Origin of the sequence: Nonomuraea sp. NPDC049646 (assembly GCF_044465525.1) — a bacterium.
Lineage (GTDB): Bacteria > Actinomycetota > Actinomycetes > Streptosporangiales > Streptosporangiaceae > Nonomuraea.
Genome location: NZ_JBITLU010000016.1, coordinates 148,983 through 163,261, shown reverse-complemented (window position 1 = coordinate 163,261; position 14,279 = coordinate 148,983). Strand labels below are relative to the sequence as shown.

General features: G+C 71.7%; 15 protein-coding genes. 9 read left to right on the top strand and 6 right to left on the bottom strand.

Annotation, left to right across the window (positions count from 1 at the left end):
* Positions 1-29 precede the first annotated feature (29 nt).
* From ACIBQ8_RS38760 to ACIBQ8_RS38745, 4 genes are read left to right on the top strand one after another with little or no spacing between them, the layout of a single operon-like run.
* Positions 30-1,013 carry an ABC transporter permease gene (locus ACIBQ8_RS38760; protein ID WP_397178054.1) on the top strand — a complete coding sequence of 328 codons (984 nt, stop codon included), beginning with the start codon at positions 30-32 and terminating at the stop codon, positions 1,011-1,013.
* Positions 1,013-1,912: an ABC transporter permease gene (locus tag ACIBQ8_RS38755; RefSeq protein WP_397194538.1), complete on the top strand. Its 900-nt coding sequence runs from the start codon at positions 1,013-1,015 to the stop codon at positions 1,910-1,912. The genes ACIBQ8_RS38760 and ACIBQ8_RS38755 overlap by 1 nt, the downstream gene beginning before the upstream one ends.
* Entirely contained in the window at positions 1,909-3,939 is a 2,031-nt protein-coding gene (locus ACIBQ8_RS38750) for a dipeptide ABC transporter ATP-binding protein (RefSeq protein ID WP_397194537.1), read from the top strand. Before ACIBQ8_RS38755 ends, ACIBQ8_RS38750 begins: the two co-directional genes overlap by 4 nt.
* A 19-nt stretch (positions 3,940-3,958) precedes the next feature.
* The gene (locus ACIBQ8_RS38745) at positions 3,959-5,653 is read left to right on the top strand and encodes an ABC transporter family substrate-binding protein (RefSeq protein ID WP_397178057.1); all 1,695 of its coding nucleotides are present in this window, start codon (positions 3,959-3,961) and stop codon (positions 5,651-5,653) included.
* A 7-nt stretch (positions 5,654-5,660) separates the two neighbouring features.
* Here the strand turns inward: ACIBQ8_RS38745 and ACIBQ8_RS38740 are convergent, their stop codons facing one another.
* Entirely contained in the window at positions 5,661-6,293 is a 633-nt protein-coding gene (locus ACIBQ8_RS38740; protein WP_397194536.1) for a LysE family translocator, read from the bottom strand.
* Between the two features lie 72 nt (positions 6,294-6,365).
* Here ACIBQ8_RS38740 and ACIBQ8_RS38735 point away from each other — a divergent pair, with 72 nt between their 5' ends.
* A complete protein-coding gene (locus ACIBQ8_RS38735; RefSeq protein ID WP_397194535.1) occupies positions 6,366-7,463 on the top strand; it encodes a winged helix DNA-binding domain-containing protein in 1,098 nt (365 codons plus the stop codon).
* A 10-nt stretch (positions 7,464-7,473) separates the two neighbouring features.
* Here ACIBQ8_RS38735 and ACIBQ8_RS38730 read toward each other — a convergent pair whose 3' ends face one another.
* Both ACIBQ8_RS38730 and ACIBQ8_RS38725 read right to left on the bottom strand, forming a co-directional pair.
* Positions 7,474-7,725, bottom strand: a complete 252-nt coding sequence (locus tag ACIBQ8_RS38730; RefSeq protein WP_352326656.1) for a hypothetical protein — start codon at positions 7,723-7,725, stop codon at positions 7,474-7,476.
* A 79-nt stretch (positions 7,726-7,804) separates the two neighbouring features.
* Positions 7,805-8,911, bottom strand: a complete 1,107-nt coding sequence (locus ACIBQ8_RS38725; RefSeq protein WP_397194534.1) for an MFS transporter — start codon at positions 8,909-8,911, stop codon at positions 7,805-7,807.
* Between the two features lie 79 nt (positions 8,912-8,990).
* On the opposite strand from ACIBQ8_RS38725, the gene ACIBQ8_RS38720 reads away from it, so the two are divergent.
* From ACIBQ8_RS38720 to ACIBQ8_RS38710, 3 genes are all read left to right on the top strand, one after another.
* Positions 8,991-9,440 (top strand): hypothetical protein, encoded by a 450-nt coding sequence (locus ACIBQ8_RS38720; RefSeq protein ID WP_397178061.1) that lies wholly within the window; start codon positions 8,991-8,993, stop codon positions 9,438-9,440.
* Positions 9,441-9,526: 86 nt separating this feature from the next.
* The gene (locus tag ACIBQ8_RS38715; protein ID WP_397178062.1) at positions 9,527-9,973 is read left to right on the top strand and encodes a carboxymuconolactone decarboxylase family protein; all 447 of its coding nucleotides are present in this window, start codon (positions 9,527-9,529) and stop codon (positions 9,971-9,973) included.
* 297 nt (positions 9,974-10,270) lie between these two features.
* Positions 10,271-10,444 (top strand): hypothetical protein, encoded by a 174-nt coding sequence (locus ACIBQ8_RS38710; protein WP_352357779.1) that lies wholly within the window; start codon positions 10,271-10,273, stop codon positions 10,442-10,444.
* Between the two features lie 95 nt (positions 10,445-10,539).
* On the opposite strand, the gene ACIBQ8_RS38705 is transcribed toward ACIBQ8_RS38710, so the two are convergent.
* On the bottom strand, positions 10,540-11,160 hold the full coding sequence (locus ACIBQ8_RS38705) for a pyridoxamine 5'-phosphate oxidase family protein (protein ID WP_397194533.1): 621 nt from the start codon (positions 11,158-11,160) through the stop codon (positions 10,540-10,542).
* A gap of 34 nt (positions 11,161-11,194) precedes the next feature.
* On the bottom strand, positions 11,195-11,713 hold the full coding sequence (locus ACIBQ8_RS38700) for a winged helix-turn-helix transcriptional regulator (protein ID WP_397178064.1): 519 nt from the start codon (positions 11,711-11,713) through the stop codon (positions 11,195-11,197).
* A 55-nt stretch (positions 11,714-11,768) separates the two neighbouring features.
* Between ACIBQ8_RS38700 and ACIBQ8_RS38695 the strand changes: the two genes are divergently transcribed.
* Positions 11,769-13,103, top strand: coding sequence for an MFS transporter (locus ACIBQ8_RS38695; RefSeq protein ID WP_397194532.1), 1,335 nt, complete (start codon positions 11,769-11,771; stop codon positions 13,101-13,103).
* Positions 13,104-13,175: 72 nt separating this feature from the next.
* On the opposite strand, the gene ACIBQ8_RS38690 is transcribed toward ACIBQ8_RS38695, so the two are convergent.
* Positions 13,176-14,261, bottom strand: coding sequence for a PrsW family intramembrane metalloprotease (locus ACIBQ8_RS38690; RefSeq protein ID WP_397178066.1), 1,086 nt, complete (start codon positions 14,259-14,261; stop codon positions 13,176-13,178).
* Between the last annotated feature and the right edge of the window lie 18 nt (positions 14,262-14,279).

Genomic DNA, 14,279 nt, shown 5'->3' with positions numbered 1-14,279 from the left:
ACCTATCGTGCGCATCCGGGAGGGGGACGATGGCGGGGTTCCTGGCCCGCAGGCTGCTCAACTACGTGGTGCTGGTCGGCGTGGCCGCGAGCCTGGCATACCTGCTGGCGGCCGGGGCGCTCGACCCGCGTTCCAACTACGCCGACCGCACCCCGAAACCGCCGCCCGCCGTCGTCGACGCCCAGCTCACCGCGCTCAACCTCAACGACAAGACGCCGCTGCTCCAGCGCTACGCCACCTGGGCGTCCGGCGTGCTGCACGGCGACTTCGGCAGGACCGTCACCGGCTCGCCCGTGAACGAGGACCTCAGGCGGCGGATGGGGGTCACGTTCCGGCTGGTCATCCTGGGGCTGCTGTTCGGCAGCCTGCTGGGGGTGCTGGTGGGCGCGTACGCGGCGGTGCGGCAGTACGGCTGGTTCGACCGGCTCTCGACGGGCCTGTCGTTCGTCGTGCTCGCGGTGCCGGTCGTGGTGCTGGCCAACATGCTGATCCTGGCCGCCGCCTGGGCCAACGACAACCTCTTCGGCCGCCAGGTGCTGCTGGTCAGCGGCGAGTACAGCGCCGGCCTGGAGGCCGGGTTCTGGGGCTACGTGCTCGACCGGCTGCAACACCTGATCCTGCCGACGATCTCGCTGTCGGTCGGCCTGGTCGCGGTCTTCAGCCGCTACCAGCGCAACATGATGCTCGACGTGCTCGGCGCCGACTTCGTCCGCACGGCCAGGGCCAAGGGGCTGAGCAGGGGCCGGGCGCTGACCCGGCACGCGCTGCGCACCGCGCTGATCCCGGTGGCCACCTACTTCGCCTTCACGTTCGGCACCCTGCTGACCGGGGCCACCTTCACCGAGAAGATCTTCGGCTGGCACGGGCTGGGCGAGCAGCTGATCAACTCGATCTTCACCAACGACGTCAACACCGTGGCGGCGATCTCCTTCCTGGCCGCGGTGGCCGTGCTGTGCGCGGCGCTCGCCTCCGACCTGCTGCACGCCGCGCTCGACCCCAGGGTGCGGGCGTGATGACGCTCTCCGACGAGGAGCTGGCGGAGGAGCTGACCGCCGACCTGGGCCGGGCGCCGTCGCGGCTGCGGGTGGTGGCCGGGCGCTTCTTCCGCTCGCCGCAGGGGATCATCGGCTTCGCCGTGCTGACGCTGATGTTCCTGCTGGCGTTCGCGGGGCCGCTGTTCAGCCCGTGGTCCTACACCGACAAGGACTTCACTGCGTTCCTCCAGCCGCCCTCGCCGCGGCACTGGTTCGGAACGCTCCAGACCGGCGCCGACGTCTACGCGGTGACCCTGCGCGGCATGCAGAAGTCGCTGATCGTGGGCCTGCTGGCGGCGCTGGTGTCCACGGCCGTGGCGGCCGTGGTGGGCGCCTTCTCCGGCTACTTCCTGGGCTGGACCGACCGGGCGCTGAGCTGGGTGACCGACCTGCTGCTCGTGCTGCCCGCGTTCCTCATCCTGGCGATCATGTCGCCGCTGTTCGGGGCCGGGCAGTGGGTGCTGTTCGTGGTCATGCTGGCGCTGTTCCTGTGGATGGTGACCTCGAAGATCGTCCGGGGGATGACGATCTCGCTGAAGGAGCGCGAGTACATCCAGGCCGCCCGGTTCATGGGGGTGCCGCCGGTGCGGATCATCTTCCGGCACGTGATCCCCAACCTGTCCTCGCTGCTCATCGTCGACGCCACGCTCAACGTCAGCGCGGCCATCCTGACCGAGACCTCGCTGTCGTACTTCGGGTTCGGCATCCAGCCGCCCGACGTCTCCTTCGGCACGCTGATCGCCGACGGCTCGCGCACGGCGGTCTACGCGCCCTGGACGTTCTGGTTCGTGGCCGGGCTGCTGGTGGTCACCGTGCTGGCGGTCAACCTCATCGGCGACGCGCTGCGCGACGCCTTCGACCCGGCGGCGCGGCGATGAGGCCGGCGGCGAACCCCGTCCTGGAGGTCAGCGACCTCCACGTGTCCTTCGGCGACGTCCGCGCGGTGCGCGGGGTCAGCTACTCGGTGTGCCCGGGTGAGGTGCTGGGCATCGTGGGCGAGTCCGGGTCGGGCAAGTCGGTCACCTCGGCCGCGGTCATGGGCCTGCTGCCGCCGAGCGCCCGGGTCACCGGGTCGGTACGCCTGCACGGCAAGGAGCTGATCGGCGCCTCCGAGCGGGAGCTGACCCGCTTCCGCGGCAAGACGGTGTCGATGGTGTTCCAGGACCCGCTGTCGGCGCTCACGCCCGTCTACCGGGTCGGCGACCAGATCGCCGAGGCCGTCCGCATCCACCAGCGGGTGAGCAAGGAGAACGCCGCGGTCAAGGCCGTCGAGCTGCTGGAGCTGGTCGGCATCCCGTCGCCGAGCGAGCGCGCGCTCGCCTTCCCGCACGAGTTCTCCGGCGGCATGCGGCAGCGCGTGATGATCGCGATGGCCATCGCCAACGACCCCGACGTGATCATCTGCGACGAGCCCACCACCGCGCTCGACGTGACCATCCAGGCGCAGGTGCTGGAGGTGCTGAAGAAGGCCCAGCGCAAGACCGGCGCGGCGATCATCATGATCACGCACGATCTCGGCGTGGTGGCCGGCTTCGCCGACCGCGTCCTGGTCATGTACGCCGGGCGCCCGGTCGAGGTGGGCGACGTCGACGACATCTACTACCGGATGCGCATGCCGTACACGGCCGGGTTGCTGGCCTCGATCCCGCGGGTCGACCGCGGCGGCCGTCAGCCGCTGCTGCCGATCGCCGGGAACCCGCCCTCCCCCGCGGCGCTGCCGCCGGGCTGCCCGTTCGCGCCGCGCTGCCCGCTGAAGATCCACGAGTGCGACGCGGCTGAGCCGCCGCTGTTCGACGTGGCGACGGGCCACCGGGCGGCGTGCATCCGCTGGGAGATCGTCCGCCCCCAGGGCCCCGGGCGGCACGCGGCCGGCGAGCCCGTGGCCCCCGCGGTCCGCGCCGAGCAGCCGGTGCTGGAGGTCGACGGCCTGGTCAAGGACTTCCCGCTGCTCAAGGGGGCGCTGTTCAAGCGCCGGGTCGGCACGGTGCACGCGGTGGCGGGCGTCAGCTTCGACATCCGCCGGGGCGAGACGCTGGGCCTGGTCGGCGAGTCGGGCAGCGGCAAGACCACCACGCTCACCCAGATCCTGGAGCTGGTCCCGCCGCAGGAGGGGCGGGTGGTCGTGCTCGGCCGCGACACCGCCGGGCTGGACGGCGCCGGGCGCACCGCGATCCGGCGCGACATGCAGGTCGTCTTCCAGGACCCGATGGCCTCGCTCGACCCGCGCATGACGGTCTACGACATCCTGGCCGAGCCGCTGCGCACCCACGGGGAACGCCGGCCGGGCCGGCGGGTGGGCGAGCTGCTGGCCCTGGTGGGCCTCGACCCGGCGCACGCCGCCCGCTACCCCCAGGACTTCTCCGGCGGCCAGCGCCAGCGCATCGGCATCGCCAGGGCGCTGGCGCTGGAGCCCCGGCTGCTGGTGCTGGACGAGCCGGTCTCGGCGCTCGACGTGTCGATCCAGGCCGGGATCATCAACCTGCTCGCCTCGCTGCGGTCCAGGCTCGGGCTGTCGTACCTGTTCGTCGCGCACGACCTGGCGGTGGTGCGGTACATCGCCGACCGGGTGGCGGTCATGTACCTGGGCAGGATCGCCGAGATCGGGCAGGTCGAGGCGGTCTACGGGGCTCCGGCGCATCCGTACACGCAGGCTCTGCTGTCGGCGATCCCGCTGCCCGACCCGGCGCGCGAGCGCGTACGCGAGCGCATCCTGCTCGAAGGCGACCTGCCCAGCCCGGCCCACCCTCCGACCGGCTGCCGCTTCCGCACCCGCTGCCCGAAGTTCCGCTCGGTGCTCACCCACGACGAGCGCGCGCTGTGCGTGGACGTCGAGCCCGAGGTGCTGCCGGTGGGCGACGACCAGGGCGCGGCCTGCCATTACGCCGAGAGGCTCGACGTCGTCTAGATCAGGAGGAATGCGCTCGATGAAAGCTTCACGTCTTGTCGTGGCCGTCGCCGTGACCGGCTCGCTGTCGCTGGTGAGCTGTGGCGGCGGCGGCTCGGGGGGCGGCTCGGCGAGCGGCACGGAAGGCGCGCACAAGACCATCAAGGCCTTCGACATCAACCCGCAGCCGCGCGACAAGGTCAAGGACGGCGGCACGCTGCGCTGGGGCATCAACGAGTTCCCCACCCAGTGGAACAGGAACCACGTCGACGGCAACCTGGCGATGGCGGCCGTGATCAGCAACGCGTTGCTGCCCTCGCCGTTCGTCTCCGACGAGAAGGCGGAGATCACCGTCGACACCGACTACGTGCTCGACGCCAAGGTCACCGACCAGAGCCCCAAGCAGGTCGTCACCTACACGCTCAACCCCAAGGCCAAGTGGTCGGACGGGCAGCCGATCACCTGGGCCGACTACCAGGCCCAGTGGCAGGCGCTCAACGGCCGCAACCCCGAGTTCCACATCGTCTCGGCCACCGGCTACCAGGACATCGAGAAGGTCGAGCGGGGCAAGGACGACCACGAGGTGAAGGTCACCTTCGCCAAGCCGTTCGGCGACTGGCAGTCGCTGTTCGGGCCGCTGCTGCCGGCCGCCACGAACCGGACCCCGCAGGCCTTCAACACCGCGTGGCTGAACAAGATCCCGGTGACCGCCGGGCCGTTCAAGTTCAAGGGCTTCGACCAGACGGCCAAGACGATCACCATCGTCCGCGACGACGCCTGGTGGGGCAACCGGGCCAAGCTCGACCAGATCATCTACCGGGCCTCGGAGCAGGACTCGCTGATCGGCGCGTTCAGCAACGGGGAGCTCGACCTCATCGACGTCGGGCCGTCGGCGCCCGACTACGCGCGGGCCAGGGCCACGCAGGGCGCCCAGGTGCGCCAGGCCGCCGGGCCCGACTTCCGGCACTTCACCTTCAACGGGTCCAGCGAGCCGCTCAAGGACGTGAACGTGCGCCAGGCCATCCAGCTCGGCATCAACCGGCAGGCCATCGCGCAGTCCGACCTGCAGGGGCTCGACTGGCCGATCGCGCTGCTGAACAACCACTTCTTCATGAACACCCAGGAGGGTTACCTGGACAACGCCGGAAGTCTCGGCGTCTACAACCCCGAACGCGCCAAGCAGATGCTCGACGCGGCCGGCTGGAAGCTGAACGGGGCCGTCAGGCAGAAGAACGGGCAGCCGCTCGACCTGCGGTTCGTGGTGCCGTCCGGGGTGCAGCTCAGCAAGTCGGAGGGTGAGCTGGCCCAGAACATGCTGGCCCAGATCGGGGTGAAGCTCACCATCAAGGCGGTGCCGAGCGACGACTTCTTCACCAAGTACGTCATCCCCGGCAACTTCGACATCACGCCATTCGCCTACATCGGGACGCCTTACCCGATCTCGAGCAGCTACGGGATCTACGCGAACTCGGCGGACGGCAAGACCTGGAACGCCAACTTCGGCCGTACCGGCTCGCCGGAGATCGACCAGGCCATGGACAAGGCGGCCCAGAACCTCGACCCGGCCGCGGCCCGCACCCAGACGAACGAGGCCGACGGGCTGATCTGGAAGCTGGTCAACGTCCTGCCGCTCTACCAGCGTCCGCAGAACGTGGCGGCCAAGCAGACGCTGGCCAACGTCGGCGCGCGCGGCTTCTACGACCTGCGCTACGAGGACATCGGCTTCACCGGCTGACCGGCGCTCAACGCTCCACGGCGAGCTTCACGCCGAGCCCGACGAAGATGCCGCCCGTCGCCGTGTTCACCCGGCGGCGGGCGACGGCGCTGCGGCGCAGCCATCCGCCGATGCGCCCGGCCAGCACGCCCACCGCGCCGTCCACGACGAACTCGAAGGCGATCAGGACGGCGCCGAGCACGGCGAACTGCAGCCACATCCGTCCCAGCCCCGGATCGACGAACTGCGGGAGGAAGGCGACGGTGAAGGTGACCATCTTGGGGTTGAGCAGGTTCGTCAGCAGGCCGCTCAGGTAGGCGCGGCGGCCCGGCATCCCGGTGCCCGGCTCGGGCATGTCGCTCACCCCGCCCTTGCGGTCCCGCAACATCCGCACCCCCAGGTAGATCAGGTACGCGGCGCCGGCGATCCGTACGACGGCGAAGGCGACCGGCACGGCCGCGAAGAGCGCGGCCAGCCCCGCGGCGGCCACGGCGACGTGGATCGCCTCGCTGGTCGCCACCCCGGCCGTGGCCAGCAGCCCGGCCCGGGGGCCGCCCCGCATCCCGCAGCCCAGGACGAACAGCATGTCGGGCCCGGGTGTGATCATCGCCACGATGGTGGTGACGGCGAACAGCGCGAGGAGGTGGCCGTCGAGAGGCATGCCTGATCCTCCCATATCCCCATTTTTCGCCCGGTGTGCGGAATGTCGGTGGGAAGCGGTAAAAAGTGACGCATGACGATGGAGCTCACCTGGCCGCAGATCCTCGCCTGGCGGCTGCGCCGGCAGTTCGTGGCGGCGGCCGACGGGCCGGACGCCGTGTCGGTCACCCGCCGGCTGTGCGGGGTGCAGGCGCAGGTCGCCTCCTCGGCCCAGCTCGCGGTGGCGGTCAGGAGCGCCCGGCACGACCCCGGTGAGATCGACCAGGCTCTGTGGAGCGATCGCGTCCTGGTCAAGACCTGGCTCATGCGCGGCACCCTGCACCTGGTGCCCGCCGACGAGCTGGCCGGCCTGTGCGCGGCGCTGAGCACGCTGCGCTTCTGGGAGAAGGGCTCCTGGCAGCGCGGGCACGGCGTGACGGCCGCGGAGATCGAGGCCGTCATCGAGGCCGTCCCCGAGGCGCTGAAGGGAGCGCCGCTGACCCGCGAGGAGCTGGTCGAGGCGATCGTGGCGCTGACCGGCGACGCCCATCTCCGCGAGGCGCTGACGTCCGGGTGGGGGGCGCTGCTCAAGCCGCTGAGCCGCCTGGGCGAGCTGTGCTACGGGCCGCCCCGCGAGGGCAAGGTGACCTTCACCGCGCCGCGGTCGTGGGTGCCGGGCTGGCCGGGCGTGCTGCCCGACCAGGAGGAGGCGGGCGTGCGGGTGCTGCGGGCGTTCCTGGGGGCCCACGGGCCGGCCACGCCGGAGATGTTCGACACCTGGCTGTTCGGCGGCGTGGCCAGGAAGGCGGTGCTCAAGGCGTGGGTCAAGGGGCTGGCCCCGGAGCTGGTGGAGGTCAGGGCCGACGACGGCACGACCTTGTACGCCCTGGCCGAGCACGCCGACGACCTGGCCGCCACCCGGCCCTCGCAGGAGGTCCACCTGCTGCCGGGCTTCGACCAGTTCATCCTGGGGGCGCCGCGGACGCTCGCCCCGCTCGTCCCGCCGCCGCTCAAGCCCAAGGTCAGCCGCCAGGCGGGCTGGATCTCGCCCGTCGTGGTGCACGAGGGGCGGGTGGCCGGCGTGTGGGAGGCCAAGAACGGCGCCATCACCCTCGACCTGGCCGAGCCGGTGCCTCAGGACGCGCTCGACCGTGCCCTGAGCCGCATGCGGTCGCTGCTGGGCCCGGCCTGACGCCGTCCGGTCAGGCGGAGGAGCTCGCCATCACGCGGTCCACGATGCCCTTGTTGCCCTCCTCGCGGGCGCAGTGGGCGCAGCAGTACCAGTGCTCGCCCGACTGGACGCCGTGCCCGATGACCTTGGTGCCGCAGTGCTCGCAGATCGGCGCCATGGCCTCGATCGCGCACTGGAAGCAGTCGAAGGTGTGCACGGCTCCCTGCGCGTGCACCTCGAAGGCCATGTCGTAGTCGTTGCCGCAGTTGTCGCAGACGGCCATGGTGATCCCCTCTTCACGTCCGAATCACCTGGGGCAATACCCCGAACCATGGCCCGCTTTCCCCAACGAAACGCCATATTCAGGCCGAGTCACCATCGATGATGACGAAACGTACGAGCAGTGGCAGCCCCAGGAGGCCGAGCGCGGCGAGCGCGACGGGCAGCCCGAACGGTCCGCTCAGCCCCGCCACCAGCAGCGGGCTGACGACGAACCCGGCATAGGAGACCGTCGAGACGCCCCACACCAGCGTCCCGGTCGGGTCGTCGGCGGCCGAGCGGCTGAGCAGCGCGGGCACCAGCGGCCCGAGCGCCAGCCCGGTCAGGGCGAAGCCCGCCATCGACAGCGGGACGCCGTCACCGAGCCCGGCCAGGCCGATCCCGGCCGCGCCGCCCGCCCCGGCGACCAGGTAGAGCGCGCGCAGGGACACCGGCGGCAGCGTATGGGCGGCGATCCGGCCGGCCGTGAGCGCGGCCATGTAGACCGCGGGGGCCAGGCTCGCCATGAGTGGCGTGGCGGCCCGGTGCTCCTCCAGCAGCAGCACCGACCACTGCTCGACCGCGTTCTCGATCACCAGCACGCATCCGGCCAGCGTCCCGAGCAGCAGCGCGACGCCCCACAACCGGCGCCAGGCGCGGTGGTCGCCGGAGGGGGCGGCCCGGCCGCGGCCCACGGTCAGGGCGGGCAGCGACAGGGACGTCGCCGCCACCAGCACCGCGATCACCAGCAGCACGGTCCGGACGTCCATGCCGAGCGAGCGGGCCAGGCCGGTGAGCGGGGCGGCCACGATGACCGTGAGCGGGAAGGCCGCGTGCACCACCTGGAAGAGCCGCCGGCCGCTCTCGCGCTCGACGCGTCCCGTGGTCAGGTTGAGCGCCACCTCGAGTGCCCCGCTGGCCGCGCCGAGCAGCAGCAGCCCGGCCACGAGCGGCCAGTACGCGGTGACCGCGGCCAGCCCCGCCACGGCCAGCCCGAACAGGACGGTCGCCGCCATGAGGGCACGGCGCTCGCGCCCGCGGGCCAGCCGGCCGGTCAGCGCCATGGCGGGCAGGGCCCCGACGGGCACCGCGCCCAGCGCCGTGCCGAGCTGCGCCGCCGAGACGCCCAGCTCCTGCTTCACGGCGGGCAGCAGAGCCGCCCAGGACCCCCAGAACACCGCCCAGACGGCGGAGACCGCGATGAGCGGCATTCACCAACCCCCTTGAATTGCGGTCAAGTCTCGGTAAAGATCGACGACGTCCTTAATATCCCCCGCCGAAGGGAATATCGTGCTGACGCGCACGGTCATCGCGGCCGGACTGGTCGCCGCCGGTATCGCCGCCACCCCCTCCTCCGCCTCCGCCGCCGCTGCCCCCGAGACGCCCGAGCGCGTCTGCGGCGCGGGCTACCACCGGGTGCAGGACGGCCACCGCGCGATGAAGACGCGCGACGGGAAGGTGCTCGGGCACGTCTACCTCATGTACGACAAGCGCGCCGGGAAGAACTGCGTGGCGGCGATCAAGACCGCCTTCCGCGGCACCCCTACGGTCACCGGCGCCTCCATCGAGGTCCGCGGCGGCGGCCGCAGCGAGGACGTGCAGCGTTACCGCTTCTACGCCGAGACCGGCCATATCGACGGTAGCTGGAAGTGCGTGAAGTACGCGGGCTGGACGCGCACCCCGGACAACCGTGTCGAGGCGTGGGGCGGCCGCGGCTCGTGGGGCAACTGCCGGGGCTGAGAGGAATCCGCTCGCCCGGAGCTGTCACATCGCGCCGGGCCGCCTCGTCCTGTGTCATGGAAGCGACCGACACAGGGAGGAACACCATGACCCAGCGCATCGACATCGCCAAGCTCGCCCCGGAGGCGTACCGGGGGTTCCTGGCGGTGGAGGCGTACATGCACGGCAGCGACCTGCCCGCGGCCACGATCGAGCTGGTCAAGCTACGGGCCAGCCAGATCAACGGCTGCGGCTACTGCGTGCACATGCACAGCGGCGACATGAAGAAGGCCGGGGAGAGCGACGAGCGGCTGTGGTCGGTCGCCGCCTGGCGGGAGGCCACGGTCTTCACCCCGGCCGAGCGGGCGGCGCTGGCGCTGACCGAGGAGGCGACCCGCCTGGCCGACCGCGGCGAGGCCGTGCCGGACGAGGTGTGGAAGCAGGCGGCCGAGCACTATGACGACAAGCAGCTCGCCGCCCTCGTCGTCTCCGTCGCGATGATCAACGCCTGGAATCGGATCGGCGTGACCGCTCGCCTGGTTCCGGGGACGTGACCGCGTGAAGCGGTAGAAATGCGTTGAGCGGCCCCGGGAGCCCCGGTTAGGTTGGCGCGCAAGGCGGGTGGCGGCACCCGCCGAGCCGCCGTCAGCCGGCGGCGGCCCGGAAGGGGGAAGACCGTGAAACGTGTCAGAGTCCCGAGATCGACGGCCATCAGGCGTCCGCAGCCGTCGGCAGAACCGGATCTACGCACCCCGTCGGGGCGAAAGTTGCCCTATTAGCTACCCTTTACAGCGAACTTACGGCTGTATCGGTAGATAACAGAGGTAACAGAAACATCACGGGGGGCTCACATGAAGAGGCTTGCGGTGGTGCCGCCGCACATCGCCAGGCACAAGATCCGCGACATCCGGGCGGCGGTCCGCCGCAGAAGGACCGAGGCCACCGACCCCAAGGTGGTCGACCTGCGGGCCTACAGCGGCCGGAACGTGATCCGCTTCCCCGGCGGACCGACGCCGGCCGCCTGACCCGCGCGAACCCGCACGAACCCGCCCGAATCCGCACGAATCCACCGCACCGCTGAGGCTCGACGTGACCGGCTCCCCCCGCCGGCCGTCCGGTTTCAGCCGTAGAGCCTCTTGGCGTAGGACTCGCCGTAGTACGACTCCAACTGCTCCAGGCTCTCCTCGACCACCTGCACCTCCTTGATCAGGCTGGCGTGCGAGGGCAGGACGGAGGGGTTCCAGGAGTCGGGCGTCCACAGCTGCGAGCGCAGGAACGCCTTGGCGCAGTGGAAGAAGATCTGCTCGATCTCCACCACCAGGGCCAGCCGCGGCCGGTGACCCTTGACGACCATCTCGTCGAAGAACGGCGCCTCGCGCACGAGCCGGGCGCGGCCGTTCACGCGCAGGGTCTCGTTGCGGCCCGGGATCAGGAAGATCAGGCCGACGTGCGGGTTCTTCAGCACGTTGCGGAACCCGTCGGCCCGGCGGTTGCCCGGACGGTCGGGAATGGCGATCGTGGTGTCGTCGATGACGTGGACGAACCCGGCCGGGTCGCCCTTGGGCGAGACGTCGCAGTTGCCCTCGGCGTCGGACGTGGCGATCAGGCAGAACGGGGAGGCCGCCAGCCAATCGCGATCACGCGCGTGCAGCCGGACCCGGTCCTTGGTCACGGCCCTCGGCATCACCTCGCCCAGCAGTTCCCGCAGCTCCTCCTCGGACCCGATCTCCGCCCAGCTCATGCGATCTCCTTTCGAGGGGTACCGCCCGATTTTGTCAGGAGATCGGATCAAGCATCCTGTGGGGTGCCCTGAGTAGCACGCTGACCGGGTCATCCCGGTTGTCCGTCAGGCCGGGGCCGGGGCGCACCTCGATCTCCTCCAGCCCGACGGCCGTGCCGCACGACGGGCACCGGGACACGGGGTCGAGCCGGGCGCCGCAGGTGGCGTGGTGGAACAGGCGGCGCGGGCCGTCCCCGCCGAGGTTGCGCTCGCCCCACTGCGACAGGGCCAGCATCGGCACCCACAACTCGCGGCCCGTGGCGGTCAGGACGTATTCGTCGCGGGGCGGGTTGTCCTGGTAGCGGCTTCTGGCCAGCACGCCTGCCTCGACCAGGGCCCCGAGCCGCTGTGACAGCACCGCCCTCGGGATGTCGAGGTGGGCCAGGAAGTCGCCGTAGCGGCGCACGCCGTACATGGCGTCGCGGACGACCAGGAGCGTCCACCGTTCGCCGATCACTTCCAGGGCCTTGGCCAGCGAGCAGTCCTGGCCTTCGTAGTTCTTGCCGAGCGCCATGGGGCCCATGTTAGTTCATTCACCGAACCGTGATACTTTGCGCCGCATGAGTTCAATGACCGAACTGACTCGGGTCCGGCCGGGCACGCTCGCCGTGGCGTCCTCGGCGCCCCTGCTGGTGCTGACGAACTACACCGTGCCGATGGTGACGTTGCCGCAGACGGCCGCGTCCCTGGGCGCCGGGCCGACGGGGCCGGTGTGGATGCTGGGCGGCATCTCGCTCGGGCTGTCGGCGCTGCTGCTGGTCTCCGGCGGGCTGGCCGACGACCACGGGCGCCGGCGGGTGCTGGTCTGGGGGTCGGCCGTGCTGGCCGCCGCCGGGGTGGCGGCCGCGCTGAGCACGTCGGTGCCGGTGTTCGTGCTGGCCAGGCTGGCGCAGGGCGGGGCGAGCGCGGCGATGCTGGCCGCCAGCCTGGGCATCGTCGGCCACGCCTTCCCCTCCGGCGCCGAGCGGGTGCGCGCCACCGGGCTGTACGGCGCCATGATCGGGCTGGGCACCGCGGTCGGCCCGCTGGCCTCCGGCGTGCTGGCCACGGCGGTGAGCTGGCGGGCGGTCTACTGGGTGCTGTCGGCCGCCGCGCTCGCCCTGGCGGTGGCCTCGGCGCGGCTGCTGGCCGAGTCGCGCTCCCCCGCGCCGCGCCGGTTCGACGTGCCCGGCGTGGTGCTGCTCAGCCTGGGCGTGGGCGCGCTGGTCGCGGGGGTCACCGAAGGGCGTGCCGGGTGGGGGCGTCCGGTGGTGGTCGGGGCGTTCGCGCTGGCGGCGGTGCTGGTGGCGGCGTTCGTGACGGTGGAACGCCGGCGTCCGGAGCCGCTGCTCGACCTGGAGCTGTTCCGGCGGCCGGTGTTCCTGGTCGCCACCGGCGGCGCGCTGGTCGTCGGGGCGGCGGTGGTGGGCCTGCTCAGCTACCTGCCGACCGTGCTCCAGACCGCGCACGCGCTGACGCCGCTGCAGACCGGCCTGCTGTTCTGCCTCTGGTCGAGCACGTCGTTCGCGGTGTCGCTGACGTCCCGGCTGGTACGCCTGCGCACCGCCGCCCGGCTGGCCCTCGGGCTCGGCCTGACCGCGCTCGGGTTCGCCGGCCTGCTGGGCGTGGGCGGCTCGCTGGACCTGCCGCTGGTCATGGCCGGGCTGGTGGTGAGCGGCGCCGGGTCCGGGCTGATCAACTCCTCGATCACCCACCTGGCGATCGAGAGCGTGCCGGCCCACCGGGTCAGCATGGGGTCGGGCGCCAACAACACCGCCCGCTACGTCGGCTCCTCCCTGGGCGCGGCCGGCGTGGCCGCGGTCGTCGGCGCGTTCGGCGTGGAGCGGGGGGCGACGGTCGCGGTGGCGGCCTGCATCGTGCTGGCGGCGGTGACGGCCCTGGCCGCCGTGCTCACCCGCCCGTGAGCCCGCCCGTGAGCCCACCGCTGAGGGCAGCGCTGAGGGCGGCGCTGAGGGCGGCGCTGAGGGCGGCCCCGGCTACCAGCGGCGGGCGTGGGCCATGGAGGTGAGCAGGGCGTCGCGTTCCATGGCGAACCTGGCCGGGTCCATGCCCTGTCGCTCGGCCCGCAGGTGCAGCACGGTCAGCTCGGTCGCCGCCTGCTGGTAGTCGCTCATCGCGCGGCCGAGCCCGGCGCCCCTGGCCCACTTGCGGGCCGCCTTGCGGGCCTTGAGCGTGCTGAGCATCCTCAGGTCCTCCGCCGTGACCAGGCCGGTGCTGCCGTAGCCGGGCAGGTAGACGCCCATCTTCGAGACGAGCTGACGGCGTTCGACGACGGTGACCACGATGAGCAGCACCAGCGCCACCATGATCACCAGGTACGCCGTGCCCAGCCAGGCCAGCGACTGGGTGGAGGCGGCGCCGTTCCAGAGCCCGTGCAGGACGACCGCGCCCAGGTAGCCGAGCGGGATCGCGGCGAACCTGGCGGGCGTGCGGCGCGTGAGCGCGTAGGCGACGCCGAGCCCGATCATCGAGGTGTAGATGGGGTGGCCGAGCGGGTCGATCAGCCCTCTGAGCACGAACAGCCGGACCGCGGCGCCGGTGCCGTCCTGGCCGAAGGCGATCAGGTAGTAGCCGATGTTCTCCACGGCGGCGAAGCCGAGCCCCGCCATGGAGGCGTAGACGATGCCGTCGGTCAGGCCGTCGATCTCCTGCTTCCTGCGCAGGAGCAGCAGCAGCGCCGACCCCTTCAGCGCCTCCTCGATCACCGGGGCCAGGAACACGGTGCCGACGTCGTTGACGAGCTGGGCGCCGTACCCGGCCCGCAGGAACAGCGCCTGTCCGGCCAGCGTCAGCCCGACGCCGAGCACGATCGCCAGGCCCGCGCCCCAGGCGAAGGCGAAGGCGAGGTGCAGCTTCGGCTCCGGCTCCAGCCGGTCGAGCGAGAGCACCGCTGCCAGCAGCACCGGCAGCGGCGCCAGCCCGAGCACCGCCGACAGCCCGAACCCGACCGGCCCGCCCTTGTGCAGCATGAGACCAAGGACGATCAGCGCGAGGACGCCTGAGACCACCAGTCCGATCAGGAGCGCCTTGCTGGGTCTCTTGGCGGGCAGCGGAGCTGTCATGGGGGGCGCCTTTCTCCG

Coding starts and splice junctions, on each gene's coding strand:
- ACIBQ8_RS38760 (WP_397178054.1), top strand. CDS start 30: ATGGCGGGGTTCCTGGCCCGCAGGCTGCTCAACTACGTGGTGCTGGTC.
- ACIBQ8_RS38755 (WP_397194538.1), top strand. CDS start 1,013: ATGACGCTCTCCGACGAGGAGCTGGCGGAGGAGCTGACCGCCGACCTG.
- ACIBQ8_RS38750 (WP_397194537.1), top strand. CDS start 1,909: ATGAGGCCGGCGGCGAACCCCGTCCTGGAGGTCAGCGACCTCCACGTG.
- ACIBQ8_RS38745 (WP_397178057.1), top strand. CDS start 3,959: ATGAAAGCTTCACGTCTTGTCGTGGCCGTCGCCGTGACCGGCTCGCTG.
- ACIBQ8_RS38740 (WP_397194536.1), bottom strand. CDS start 6,293: ATGCCTCTCGACGGCCACCTCCTCGCGCTGTTCGCCGTCACCACCATC.
- ACIBQ8_RS38735 (WP_397194535.1), top strand. CDS start 6,366: ATGACGATGGAGCTCACCTGGCCGCAGATCCTCGCCTGGCGGCTGCGC.
- ACIBQ8_RS38730 (WP_352326656.1), bottom strand. CDS start 7,725: ATGGCCGTCTGCGACAACTGCGGCAACGACTACGACATGGCCTTCGAG.
- ACIBQ8_RS38725 (WP_397194534.1), bottom strand. CDS start 8,911: ATGCCGCTCATCGCGGTCTCCGCCGTCTGGGCGGTGTTCTGGGGGTCC.
- ACIBQ8_RS38715 (WP_397178062.1), top strand. CDS start 9,527: ATGACCCAGCGCATCGACATCGCCAAGCTCGCCCCGGAGGCGTACCGG.
- ACIBQ8_RS38710 (WP_352357779.1), top strand. CDS start 10,271: ATGAAGAGGCTTGCGGTGGTGCCGCCGCACATCGCCAGGCACAAGATC.
- ACIBQ8_RS38705 (WP_397194533.1), bottom strand. CDS start 11,160: ATGAGCTGGGCGGAGATCGGGTCCGAGGAGGAGCTGCGGGAACTGCTG.
- ACIBQ8_RS38700 (WP_397178064.1), bottom strand. CDS start 11,713: ATGGCGCTCGGCAAGAACTACGAAGGCCAGGACTGCTCGCTGGCCAAG.
- ACIBQ8_RS38695 (WP_397194532.1), top strand. CDS start 11,769: ATGACCGAACTGACTCGGGTCCGGCCGGGCACGCTCGCCGTGGCGTCC.
- ACIBQ8_RS38690 (WP_397178066.1), bottom strand. CDS start 14,261: ATGACAGCTCCGCTGCCCGCCAAGAGACCCAGCAAGGCGCTCCTGATC.